The organism is Leeuwenhoekiella parthenopeia (assembly GCF_020782115.1).
GTDB classification, from domain to species: domain Bacteria; phylum Bacteroidota; class Bacteroidia; order Flavobacteriales; family Flavobacteriaceae; genus Leeuwenhoekiella; species Leeuwenhoekiella parthenopeia.
In genome coordinates, this window is record NZ_JAJGMW010000007.1 from 156,475 (window position 1) to 168,896 (window position 12,422).

Below are 12,422 nucleotides of genomic sequence, written 5' to 3' on the forward strand. Positions count from 1 at the left end.
CAAATATATATTTTAAAGCTTACAGAATGACTAACTTCTCAAACTTTTCAACTTTCTTATTCGTTAACGTCGATTTAACGGTTATCTTATACACATACACCCCTTTTCCTATCTTTTGGCCAAAATCATCCAGACCATCCCAGGTAATTTCGCGTGACAAAAAGCCGGTAGTGGTCACTACCTGATTTATGGTTTTAACAACCTTTCCGGTAACTGTAAAGATTTGCACCTGCACTTCAAGAGGTTCAAAAGGGCGGTTGTGATTAAACCAAAACTCGGTGTAATTCACAAACGGATTGGGATAATTCAAGACGTTTTCAAGCTTAAGTTCCTGATCACCGGCAACCACAAACTGCAAATCTGCGGTTGACGAATTATTGTAGGTATCCCAGGCGATCACCGTTACGGTATGCAAACCCGGCTCCAAATCCCGCAGCGTTCTCAAGGCCTTGCCAATATTGAAATTATCGGTGTCGCTTTCGTAGAAATCATTAAGAATGATCGGGTTTTCCTCATCACCATCCAGTATGGCTATCAGATCATGACCTATACCGCCTGCCGTATTGATTCCGTTTTCATCTTCCAGTTTCACTAAAAGCGTAGGTGAAGAATTGGTTATCCCTCCATTTACAAAACTTTCGTCATTCATATAAAGTTCAATCAATGGACCCTGATTGTCTTCGGGCGCATTTTCATTCAAGCCTCCTACCAAAATACGCTGATCGGCTCCAGCCTGATCTTCAAAAAAACCGTTCCGCTGGCTGTAAAAATTCACCCTTCCATTACCTAACGGAATAGCAGCGTCTTTGGGCACCACAAACTCCAAATCAAAATTACCATCTGTCACCTTTGCCTGCCCGCGATATAAAATGGGTCCTAATTCTTTAAAATCGAGAATCAACAACTCGCCATTTGAACCTCGTGTACCGTCATTGCCCAAAGTTTGACGCTCTACATATTTATCATAGACCGTGGCCGAAAGATCCCCTTCATAGCCGGCAATACGCTGCCCCGAAACATCTACCACTTCCCCACTAAGCCTCACTCTACTAAGCGCTTTTAGTGTGTCTACAGGCTGACTGAGCGGCACATCATTAATTGCAGTAAGCCTTACGCTGGGTTTCGCAAAGCCCAGTTTCATAGCCGGGTCACCGATAAAGAAAATAACCCTTCGGTTGTCGTCATTGATTTGATTTTTGGTCTCGCGAAGATTTTCGGCCACACTTTTAATGGTATTTGTACCAAAAGAAAATAAATTGCCCGCAAGCTTTTCATTAAATGAGACTCCCAGTCGTACCGAAATTTCACGGGTGGTAGCCACCAGACCTACAGCACCGCCATCGGGATTCCAAAACAAACTTTCTCCAGCAGCCTCCCGGTTGGGGTTGTCAAAACGTGTAAATTCACAGGTTACCGTCACGATAACCGGCAAACGATCGCCATTAGTAAGTTGTTCTACATTCTGCCTGGTAAGAATAAATTCTGATGCCAGCGTATTTTCACCCCCATGCCCCAAATAGGCCACCACCAGAGCACCTACCTCAAGAGCATCGGCGATAGCTTTATTCACTTCAGGATACCGGTCGCCTCCGGCAGAAGCCTGCTGCCTGAAGCTGTCGCTGTGTATTTTTTCGACATTAATAAAAGGTTTCTCCTGCTGAATCTGGTCTCCCAACGCATCAATCGTAGATTGAAGTTCCGTGAATTCCCAGGCTACATCCACATCGTCTGAAATGAGTACAAAATTATTGCGCCAGCGCCCTAAAGATTCCCGTTCATCATAACCTATAATCTTGGCAACCACGTCTTCTGCCAGCTGTGGGTTGTCTGCCAAAATACGCCCCACTGCCAAATCCAGGCGATCAAAGCCCCCATTACCTGTGGGACTGTTATCTTCTATCAAACCTTCATCGGGGTCGAGGGAACCGTAAAAATCATCGCTCATATACGACTGTGCAGGCGAAAAGCTTTGATACGTATTAAAAGTAGGAACGATATTGTTATTGTTTGCTATGCGGTCTTTATAATCAAAAGAAGTATCCCCAAACAAACACAGGTATTGCAAACGCGACTGAGGTGAAGGCGCATTTTCATAAACATAACGAGCCAGATTGCGTATGGCACCTATGTCCTGTTTACCCGAGCTGAACTCGTTATAGATTTCATCAAGAGTTACGACAGCTACATTTAAGCCTCTGAAGCTTCGGTTGTGAGCTGCAAGTTTTTCAGCCTGTGGGCGTAAAGCAGCAGACGTAATCATCAAATAATCAACCCCGCCATTCGAAAGAATGCTCCCCTTGATATTTTGATTTGCAATCAATGCATTGGCGTTTTCGCGAAGCGGAACAAAAAAATTATCGTTATGAACAGCCAGATACGTAAGCGTTTGTCCCAATTGTCCTTTAAAAGAAAACTGGTTTGTGTTTTCGGTATTGGAGACCGAAGTAATTGCACCCCGATTTGTGACATCCCAAATCTGGTCATACTCTGAAGCATTACTTATAGTATATAGACCAACTCCCTGCGCATTTTGAGCTGTCCTGTTACGGAATATAAACTGTCCTCCGGTACCTTCGAGGCGACGGGTTGCCTCAATTGCCACAAAATCGAGATAGCCCTCACTCGAAGGGTTGCCGTTATTAGAATAACTTAGCTGCACGGTAAGTTCATCTCCCGCAACCGTCAAAGCAGGATCTGACGAACTCAAAAAACTATCATAATCAGCTCCGCGTGCGAGCTGCGACTCGTTAATAGGCAGCAGATTTAGAGATCGCACCGGGTTGCCGTTCAAATTAAGGGAAAATGAGGTTTGAGATTCGGATATCGCAGCGACATAAACCCGAAGCTCAACCGGCTGAGTCACCACCCTGTTGGGAAACGAAAATGTAAAAGCCTGTTCAGCTTCAATATCAAAACGCTCCCCAAACCAGCGCCGGCCCAGATTGAGCAGGTTTTCTTCATCCCGCTCGTGAAACTGATAATCCTGAAAGGTGGTTATCGTTAGATTTGGAGCTGCTTCCGGCTGTTGCATGGGAGCTATACGCTTACCGCCAACACCGTCTGCCGTTATGAAATAATAAGACTTATCATCATACAGGTTGATGTGCGTTAGACTTTCGGCATTGAATTGTCGTGTGCTTTCGCCATAAAAAAGCACATAATCAGCGTTATCAAAGCTGCCGTCTTCTTCACCTATTACCTGAATGGCATTTTCTACCGGATCAAAAATCGTATTATCGCGGTTGCGAAGAGGCAGCATCGCACCGCCATTACCATAAATTTTGAGGTTGCGCGGGTCTAGGTTGTTTACATCCATACCCAGATCTCTCAAAAATTCGCGGGTAATTTTAAAGACACCCGTTGTATCTACATAAAATTTATAAAATCTTCCGGAGGCTAAAACAGAATTTTCAATTCGCGAAGTCCTGGTCGCATTACGGTTTGCCGGAGCTCCGGAAAACTCAAGTTCAAAGGATCGCACACGCTTAAAAACTCCGTTTTGATTCACAATAGGATCAAGACTGAATTCTAAAGCCGGAACACCACGGGTCAATGAGGTCCGGTAAAAAAAACGAGGCTCAGCATTCAGGGTATTTACATCCAAATCCCCTAATTGAGCCCGACTCACGATCTCATAATCCACATTCTTTAACTGCACACTGCTTCCCGCGGTATTTCGCAGGCTCAGTTTACGCTTGTAATGCAGACCGGTAAGCGGGTTGTAACTCCAGTAATCCTTGTCAAACCCGGGTATTTCAGCGGGCTTTACTGCCGTACCCGCCTGCACCGGCTGATCCCAATTGATGGTAAAGCGGGTTTGCTGAGCCAAAAGCCACTGGGTAAGCACTAGCAGGACGAATGTCGTTTTAATTTTCAAATTGCCTATTTATTTTCAGTTTGTAAAGCTAATACAACCTATTTGAAAGCCTTTTATACTAAACCGTATTATACTGCGTTAGAGTAACCTAAATAAAAGTAACATATCATCTTGTTATGCGTTGCATAAGTGATTATTTTATTGCAATTTGGGCACGTTAATAGTATATTGCAGTCCCAAATTTTCTTAAAGGTTTTAGAATATGAACAAAAATCTTGTGTTTAGAACGATAGTTTTAAGCTTTTCAACCCTACTTCTGATTGGCTGTAGCAATAATGGCCGGGACTATAAGAACAGTTCCCGCGCCACAGGCTGGAGTATCAATGACAAAAATGGTGGCTTCCAGGCCAATACCGACTACAAAGAACAGGAGGCTGCTCCCGGTTTGATTTTTATCGAAGGTGGTACATTTACCATGGGACGCGTGCAGGATGATGTGATGCATGATTGGAATAACACGCCTACGCAGCAACACGTACAGTCTTTTTATATGGACGAAACTGAGGTTACAAACCTTATGTATCTGGAATATCTTGATTATCTTAAAAAAGTATTCCCTCCCGAAGAAGCTAATTACCGCAATATTTACTACGGTGCATTGCCAGACACTTTAGTTTGGAGAAACCGCCTTGGTTTTAATGAAACGATGACCGAAAACTACCTGCGTCACCCCGCTTATGCCCGCTATCCGGTAGTTGGTGTCAGCTGGATTCAGGCTGTAGAATTTGGAAACTGGAGAACTAACCGATACAATGAATTTGTTCTTGAACAGGAAGGTTACACCCAAAAAGGAGCCAAATACAATGTAGATGCCGAGTCTACTTTTGACACCTATACCTATCTCCAGGCACCCAGTTTAACTTACGGCGGTCAGGATGATGTTATACGTGGTGGTAAAGCTTCTGAGCGTCGCGAAAAAGCAAATACCCCAAAAGCGTCTGCTGATAATCCCGGAGGATCTGAAGCTAAAGATATTTATGTGCAAATGAAAGACGGTATCATCTCTACTACCAAATACCGTTTACCTACCGAAGCAGAATGGGAATATGCAGCTTTAGGCCTTGTAGGTCTTAGAGAGTACAACGTTTACCGCGGTAGAAAAAAATACCCATGGGATGGCGCTTATACCCGTTCGGGAGAACGCAAGACTCGCGGAGATCAATTAGCAAACTTCAAGCAGGGTGACGGGGATTATGGCGGTATTGCAGGCTGGTCTGATGACAATGCAGATATTACGGCTGAGATTAAGTCTTACGCTCCTAATGATTTTGGCCTTTATGATATGGCCGGCAACGTTTCTGAATGGGTTGCTGACGTTTACAGACCTATTATAGACGATGAGTTTAACGACTTTAACTACTATAGAGGTAACGTATACACCAAAAATGCTATCAATGAAGACGGCACCGTTAAGGTTCTAACAACCGAAGATATTGTATACGACACGCTTGAAAACGGTAAAATTGTAGCCCGCAATCTTCCGGGAGAGATTCTTCAGGTACCTGTGGATGATAATGAAACCTATTTAAGAACCCAGTTCTCCGACAGTGACAACCGTAACTTTAGAGATGGTGATAAGCAATCTACGCGTTACTATCAGAGCTTTTCAGATTCTGATAGCCCTAACGATCGTATGTATGACTCTCCAATCAACAAGATTTCAGCAGGCGAAGATGGTTTGACTAAAGAATACGACAAAGCAAATGACCGAACCACACTTATAGATGACGAAGTACGCGTTTATAAAGGAGGATCCTGGAGAGATCGCGAATACTGGCTAGATCCTGCTCAACGCAGATACCTGCCACAAACGATGGCTACCGATGACATAGGCTTTAGAAACGCAATGTCTCGCGTAGGTTCAAAATCTACCAAAAACAAAACACCACGTAACTAAATTCTATTTATAAAAAAATCTACGCCCTTTGCTCCTAAAGCTCAGGGCGTTTTTTATGCACAGCTATGAACATTCAGGAAATTCATAAACATTTTTTAGAAAGCAGCGGCGTAAGCACCGATACCCGTAAAATCAAAAAAGATTCGTTGTTTTTTGCGCTTAAAGGCGATAATTTCAACGGCAATAGCTTCGCGAAAGAAGCCTTAACTAAAGGTGCAAAACTGGCGATAGTTGATGAACGCGAATATGCAACAACAGACCAAATCATTCTGGTTGAAGACATACTTAAAACCCTTCAGGAACTGGCTTACACCCATAGAAAACATCTGGACATTCCCATTGTCGCCCTCACCGGAAGCAATGGCAAAACCACAACTAAAGAGCTCATTAACGCTGTGCTTTCTAAAAAGTTCAAAACGGTTGCCACACAGGGAAATCTTAACAATCACATAGGAGTACCGCTCACCCTTCTATCCATGTCTTCAGATACCGAATTGGGAATCGTAGAAATGGGCGCCAATCACCAGGGCGAGATCCAAAGCCTGTGTGAAATCGCCCAACCCGATTATGGTTACATCACCAATTTTGGCAAAGCGCATCTGGAAGGTTTCGGGGGTGTCGAAGGAGTCATTAAGGGCAAAAGCGAGCTCTATCTACATCTTATAGGACACAAAGGTTCGCTGATTTTAAACCTGGACGACCCTATTCAGCAAAAACGGCTAGGCAGCACACACACGTATACATTCGGTAAAACCGAAGAAGCAGAACTAAAAATTTCCTATGCACTGGCGGAGCCTTTCGCCCACATTAAATTTTCTGAAACCATTGTAGAAAGCAATCTCATTGGCCAGTACAACGAGGTTAACCTCGCGGCTGCAGCAGCTTTTGGAAGTTTGTTTAAAATTGAGCATTCTGCCATTAAAGAGGCTTTAGAAAGCTATATCCCTTCAAACAACCGTTCTCAACTTATTAAAAATGACAAGCAGACCTTAATTATGGATGCTTATAATGCCAACCCAAGCAGTATGGAGGCGGCCCTGCGAAATCTCGCGACCACACATGCCACCTACAAGCTGGCTATCCTGGGGGATATGTTTGAACTGGGAGAAGCAGCAGCTGCAGAACACCAGTACATAGCAGATTTAGCAGAACAATTCCATATTAATCAAATCGTTCTGGTTGGAAGCAACTTTATGAAGACCCAAAATAGCGCAATATGCTATGCCTCTACCGAGCAGTTTTTGGAAACAGGCTTACCTGATGAAGTACAAGCCCAATTAGCACAGGCCACTGTTCTAATCAAAGGTTCGCGCGGAATGGCTCTGGAACGCATATTAAACCTCCTAAACGTAAAATGAGCCTATAAGGCCCCTATTCCCTATAGACTCATTGTAAGATCAAATAAATACATTTGACCACATCGTCATTATTTCACCCATGACTTTGTTCACTTGTGTAAATGTACAAGCAAAAAACTGTGGTGTAAATACCCGATATCGGGTATTTTGAAAGGTAGAAGCGTTAATTTGATGTTAACAGCCCTAAAATGAAAAAGCGATACTGAAAAATCAGTACCGCTTTTTTTTGTGGGACATACTGGATTCGAACCAGTGACTTCCACGTTGTCGACGTGACACTCTGAACCAACTGAGTTAATGTCCCCGAGCCGGCAAAGCTAATCAAGTCACAGGTTATAACAAACTTTTTAAAGCCGAAATATTGCGAATTTGAAGTACGCTAAATTTTGATTCCTGTAAAGTGCGTTACCTGAAATTGACTATTTTTAATGACTTATTAAAAATTACCTGATATGAACAACCCTAAAAATCGAATGACCCGTCAGTTTATGCTGACTTTTATTTTAACAGCTTTCCTCTTTGTCTCCTGTGGTGAAAAGAAAAAAGATCAACAGGATGATACGGCAATTGCTGCTGACAGCCTTGAAACAGCAGATGCACAATTTGGCGGACTGGCGCTTTACACGGTGCGTGACGCCATGGGGGAAGACCCTAAAAAAACGCTAAAAACGGTTGCTGAAGACGGATACCTCAATATCGAGGCCGCCGGATATAATGAAGGCCTGTTTTACGGCATGAGCCCTGCCGATTTTGCAGCATACCTCACCGATGTAAATTTAAAACCCATTAGTACCCATCAGGGAAGTGTTACGCTTGAGAATGCAGACCAAATGATTGCAGACGTTAAAGCCGCGGGCTTTACCTATTTTGTCGTTCCCGTTCCGCCTATGGGGATGTTTACCTTTGATCCCGAAACCCAAACTATGGGGATGAGTGGTACTGTGAAGGAATTAACTTCAATTCTGAATACGCTTGGCGAAAAATGTGAAGCGGCAGGACTTCAGCTTCTTTACCACAACCACGACTTTGAATACAAGCCCAATGCTGATGGGATTGTACCCATTGAATATATGCTCGAAAATACCGACCCGAAATATGTAAACTTTCAGATGGATCTGTTTTGGGTAACCAAAGCAGGTGCAGACCCGGTTGCCTATTTTGAGAAGTATCCCGGAAGATTTAAGCTTTGGCATGTAAAGGATATGGATGCAGAAGGCCGCTTTGCCCCTGTGGGAGAAGGCAGCATTGATTTTGCACGAATCCTGGCCGAAAAAGAAGAGTCCGGAATGCAATACTATTTTGTGGAACAGGATATGACGTTTAACCACTCCCCTCTTGAGGCCATTAAAATAAGTCACAAAGCGCTCGAGGAAATCGGCTTTAACTAATAAATCACTCAGCCCCCGCTTTACATCACGGGGGTTTTTTATTTAAACATTTTTAAAATATGCCCGAATTACCCGAGGTACACGGCTACAAAGTATATATAGACAGCACCAGCCTGCACAAAAAAATCACCGCTCTGGATTGCCGCGACAAACGCCTATTAAAAAAGCCTGTAAGCGATTTTGAAAAAGCGCTTTTGGGCGAAAGCCTGACTGAAACCGTACGTATAGGTAAGTATTTATTTCTAAAAACAACCGGCCCTAAAATCCTGCTGATGCATTTTGGGATGACCGGCAGACCTAATTATTATAAAGACCCAGATGACCGTCCAAAATTTGGACATATCGTACTTACGTTTGAAAACGGATTTCATTTCGCCTTTGAAAACAAACGGAAATTTGGCTGGTGGGAGCTGGTTGACGACATCGAAGACTACCGAACATCACACAACCTGAGCAAAGATGCCCGGGAACTGAGTCTTAAGGAGTTTAAAGAGACGCTTGCTACCCGCAAGACCGATATAAAAAAAGTATTGTTAGATCAAAGCGTCAGCGCCGGGGTTGGCAACTGGATGGCCGACGAAATCCTGTATCAGGCGCAGATGCATCCCAAACAAAAGGTCGAAGGTCTTACCGAAACCCAAATCAAAACGATCTATGATGCTATGCAGCACGTTATAGAAACCGCTATTGAGCACGACGCGCACTATGCAGACTTTCCGGAAGATTTTTTAATTCATAATCGCAAAGAAGGCGCAACCTGCCATCACACCGGTGCAGAAATCGAAAAAATCAAAGTGGGAGGTCGATCGACTTACTTTTCGCCTAAATGGCAGAAATTATAACCGGAAGGATCTTCTAAAAGGATAGAAGAATTACAAAATAATCTAAATTAAAAAAGGCTTCACAAATTTGTGAAGCCTTTTTGGCAGTAGCAGGAACTGGACTCATAGGCTCTAAACCTTGGCTATTGCTGTGTTTACAGTTATCTAATGATTAGTATTTTAAAATTTATCATTTGTAATTCTCACACAACTTTTGTCCCAAATTTGGTCCGGATCAAAATCATTAATCTTACTTGCCTCTTATTTCTATAGGCCTACTACTTATATATAATATTGGAGGTAGATTTATCCTTGTTGAGTTTAAATCTCAAGGGATCCCAATCATCAATTTTGGGCTGTTCAATATTTTTGCTGAAAAACATTATTTCTTTTCCCTCTCTAATTTTATATGCGGTATGCTTAAAAGAAAATTCTTTCTTTTGGCAATCAAAATAAAGTTGTTGTATTTCAGGAACATTATCGTAAGAAACTATCCATTTTATATTTTGAATTGACTTTATCTTATCACTAACGGTTTTGTGATTTTTATACTCATAATGATTCATATATAGAGTACTAGCCTTTAAATAATAGGGAGGGTCGAAATAAAACACAATATTGTCATTTTCTGCCTCTAGCTGAATCTTGTCTATTAGCTTTACAGCATCTTTTTTGTAAAGACGAATATGCTTCTTGTAGTTCGCAATTTTTGATATGCGATCAATGAGCTCTTGTTTGTTAAACCTGCAATCAATTAAATAGTTACCATTCTGATTTACCCCCCCATTACACCCGCATTGATAATACCAGAACGGTTAGTTCTATTTAAATAAAAAGTGGAAAAACCTAAGTCAAGAAGATCCGCCTTTTTCTTGTTTGCCTGCACTGCTCTTTGTTTTTTCCATTCTTCAATTGTGAGGTCTGCTTGATCAATTCTTTCACACAACTGGTTTGTTTTATTCAAAACTGAATGCCAAAAAGCATATATCGATCTGTCTTTGTCGTTGATTGTGATTTTCTCAACAAACCCTTCCATTAAGAGAAATAATGCGACTGATGCTCCACCAGAATAGGGTTCAACATAATGCCCATTAATATTATTATCAATACAAATTTTTGCTATGAATGCAGAAAGTTTATTTTTTCCACCGGGATATCTCAATGGTGAGTAGAGCATATTATAATTGAGTTAAATCAAGAGAATTCAATAAGTCTGTCTCGTCTTGAAGCATAAATTCTATTAAATCAATCAGATTATCACATAATGCTTTGGCGTTAGCTGGTACTGCTGCAACATGATAATTATGTATAATTTGATGAGGGTTTTGAATGTCAAAATTTTCAAAAGCCTTCTTAATACCTACGTCAGTTATTAATTCTGTAAATTTTGTTTTTAACACTTCAAAATTCGTAAACGTTAGGGGATTGCCTTTTCTGTCCTTAAAAGCCAAATTAAAATGATTTGAGGTTTTTATTGGCTTTCCGTTTGGCTTATTTGTATTTTCTACTACATATTTCAGAGTACATTCAAGAGAAACTCTAGTCAATGCAGTTTTCGAATTGGCAAAATTATTTTCGTCGAGATTATAGCATTCATCAATTAACATTTTTAACGGACTAGGTATTTTTTTTCTTTTTAATTTCGGTTTCGATTTTATACTGTGTCTTGTCGAACCACTTCCTCCTGTATTAGTTCCAGTAGCATTTGTGGAATTTGTATTGTTAGCTGTGTCACCACTTGATGTACTATTACCTGTAGCAATAGATGCTGACGTTGGAGTATTTGTAGTACTAGAATTATTAGTCGAGTTTGAACTATTAGCTCCAGTATTTTGACTAGAAGTATTTTGATTAGATGTATTTGTACTATTACCAGAACTTGCACTATCCGAAGAAGTATTTTTTGGAGGAAACCCGTATGGCCTTAATAAATCTAAAAATGCTTTTGTTCCCTCATTATCAATCTGTCTGGAGGAAGCTTTTGGATGATCTGTTAAATAGTCTACAATTGCTCTGATGTATGATTCAAATAAAGACTTATCCTTAATTAGGATTTCGCTCGTTTTATGCTTAAAATTAAACCCACAATTTGCGCGCTCTTTAAAAAGTCTTTCAAAAATAACCGTCTTACCTCCCGTTTTTCCTTTACCGTCTCTAACTAATTTTTTAAAATCTTCACCTTTAATTTTAACCGCTTCGTAATAAAAAGTAGCGGTTTTAATGAATTCTTTTGGGTTAGAGTCTATATCTGATTACGATTCTATTGAATTGCCGCTAGAAAATAGTCTGTAAATTTCCATTGCTTTCGCAATTCTGCCCCATTTTTTGAAGAGATTACTATTATGCTCTAAACGTATTCGCTTATCTAATTCGGCAATACTTTTATACTCCAATACTGGCAATTTTTCAATTTCAAACCTAGATAAGCTCAATTCATATTTGTTTGGTGTTTGTAACGCTTTTACTGCGGCACATCTTCGATTTCCGTCTTTCACCAAATATTCTCCGTCATTCACTTTAAACACCCAAAGAGGTCTATCTTCGTAGAACTCTTGAGCTTCTGAAATAGCTTCTGCCACTTCCTGAGCTGATTCCGTATACAATAGATATTCAATAATATCAGATTCCTTTTCGCTGCCGTTATATAGTTCTGCAAACCGAGGATTTTCCTTATCTAATACTAACTGATCAAGCTTAATTTCTTTTTGAGTGTACTTCTTTACCATATCTATTTCGGAATGAGTTCTTTAGATTAGTTACGGATCATTCTCAAAAGTTGTGTGTGAATTGAATGAATAGTTTGATTTTTGTTTTCTAAACAGGAGGCATTTGACGCATATATAGATTTACTTAAGATTTTATTACCAGAATTATTGATTACCCATTTTAACCTTACCGGTCATCAAACAGAGGGAGATATACTGCACCTGCATTTTGAAGAAAAAGCAGAGGTCCCTAAAGAGTTTTCTTCAAGCCTGGTCACAGCGCACGGGTTCCATAAAGAAATAACCGTTCAGGATTTTCCTGTGCGTGGCAAAAAAGTATTCCTGCATATAAAGCGACGTCGATGGCTCAACAAAC

The 12,422-nt window shown here is 41.0% G+C and carries 10 protein-coding genes and 1 tRNA gene; 5 read left to right on the top strand and 6 right to left on the bottom strand.

The features are described from left to right. Window positions 1-19 precede the first annotated feature (19 nt). Complete coding sequence (porU, locus tag LLW17_RS07515) at window positions 20-3,877, bottom strand: type IX secretion system sortase PorU (protein WP_228229635.1); 3,858 nt, start codon at window positions 3,875-3,877, stop codon at window positions 20-22. A gap of 202 nt (window positions 3,878-4,079) precedes the next feature. Here porU and gldJ point away from each other — a divergent pair, with 202 nt between their 5' ends. Then, window positions 4,080-5,774 (top strand): gliding motility lipoprotein GldJ, encoded by a 1,695-nt coding sequence (gene gldJ, locus LLW17_RS07520; protein WP_228229636.1) that lies wholly within the window; start codon window positions 4,080-4,082, stop codon window positions 5,772-5,774. 65 nt (window positions 5,775-5,839) lie between these two features. Beyond that, the gene (locus LLW17_RS07525; protein ID WP_228229637.1) at window positions 5,840-7,132 is read left to right on the top strand and encodes a UDP-N-acetylmuramoyl-tripeptide--D-alanyl-D-alanine ligase; all 1,293 of its coding nucleotides are present in this window, start codon (window positions 5,840-5,842) and stop codon (window positions 7,130-7,132) included. Between the two features lie 229 nt (window positions 7,133-7,361). On the opposite strand, the gene LLW17_RS07530 is transcribed toward LLW17_RS07525, so the two are convergent. Further along, window positions 7,362-7,436 (bottom strand) — tRNA-Val (locus LLW17_RS07530). Between the two features lie 148 nt (window positions 7,437-7,584). On the opposite strand from LLW17_RS07530, the gene LLW17_RS07535 reads away from it, so the two are divergent. Together LLW17_RS07535 and LLW17_RS07540 are read left to right on the top strand one after the other, a co-directional pair. Next, on the top strand, window positions 7,585-8,520 hold the full coding sequence (locus tag LLW17_RS07535) for a sugar phosphate isomerase/epimerase family protein (RefSeq protein ID WP_228229638.1): 936 nt from the start codon (window positions 7,585-7,587) through the stop codon (window positions 8,518-8,520). A gap of 59 nt (window positions 8,521-8,579) precedes the next feature. Next, complete coding sequence (locus LLW17_RS07540) at window positions 8,580-9,362, top strand: Fpg/Nei family DNA glycosylase (protein WP_228229639.1); 783 nt, start codon at window positions 8,580-8,582, stop codon at window positions 9,360-9,362. Between the two features lie 257 nt (window positions 9,363-9,619). On the opposite strand, the gene LLW17_RS18865 is transcribed toward LLW17_RS07540, so the two are convergent. The 4 genes from LLW17_RS18865 to LLW17_RS07555 form a co-directional block, all read right to left on the bottom strand. Then, window positions 9,620-10,096 (bottom strand): DNA adenine methylase, encoded by a 477-nt coding sequence (locus LLW17_RS18865; RefSeq protein WP_350355201.1) that lies wholly within the window; start codon window positions 10,094-10,096, stop codon window positions 9,620-9,622. Window positions 10,097-10,116: 20 nt separating this feature from the next. Further along, window positions 10,117-10,518, bottom strand: coding sequence for a DNA adenine methylase (locus LLW17_RS18870; RefSeq protein WP_262908947.1), 402 nt, complete (start codon window positions 10,516-10,518; stop codon window positions 10,117-10,119). 1 nt (window position 10,519) lies between these two features. Continuing rightward, window positions 10,520-10,948: a hypothetical protein gene (locus LLW17_RS07550; RefSeq protein WP_228229640.1), complete on the bottom strand. Its 429-nt coding sequence runs from the start codon at window positions 10,946-10,948 to the stop codon at window positions 10,520-10,522. Window positions 10,949-11,593: 645 nt separating this feature from the next. Next, window positions 11,594-12,067 carry a hypothetical protein gene (locus LLW17_RS07555; RefSeq protein WP_228229641.1) on the bottom strand — a complete coding sequence of 158 codons (474 nt, stop codon included), beginning with the start codon at window positions 12,065-12,067 and terminating at the stop codon, window positions 11,594-11,596. Between the two features lie 81 nt (window positions 12,068-12,148). On the opposite strand from LLW17_RS07555, the gene LLW17_RS07560 reads away from it, so the two are divergent. After that, on the top strand, window positions 12,149-12,422 hold a 274-nt coding region (locus tag LLW17_RS07560; RefSeq protein WP_228229642.1), incomplete at its 3' end, for an ISAon1 family transposase N-terminal region protein.

Excerpts from the sequence above, each read along its gene's own strand:
- gldJ (WP_228229636.1), top strand. The coding sequence starts at position 4,080 with ATGAACAAAAATCTTGTGTTTAGAACGATAGTTTTAAGCTTTTCAACC.
- LLW17_RS07525 (WP_228229637.1), top strand. The coding sequence starts at position 5,840 with ATGAACATTCAGGAAATTCATAAACATTTTTTAGAAAGCAGCGGCGTA.
- LLW17_RS07535 (WP_228229638.1), top strand. The coding sequence starts at position 7,585 with ATGAACAACCCTAAAAATCGAATGACCCGTCAGTTTATGCTGACTTTT.
- LLW17_RS07540 (WP_228229639.1), top strand. The coding sequence starts at position 8,580 with ATGCCCGAATTACCCGAGGTACACGGCTACAAAGTATATATAGACAGC.
- LLW17_RS18870 (WP_262908947.1), bottom strand. The coding sequence starts at position 10,518 with ATGCTCTACTCACCATTGAGATATCCCGGTGGAAAAAATAAACTTTCT.
- LLW17_RS07550 (WP_228229640.1), bottom strand. The coding sequence starts at position 10,948 with ATGTTAATTGATGAATGCTATAATCTCGACGAAAATAATTTTGCCAAT.
- LLW17_RS07555 (WP_228229641.1), bottom strand. The coding sequence starts at position 12,067 with ATGGTAAAGAAGTACACTCAAAAAGAAATTAAGCTTGATCAGTTAGTA.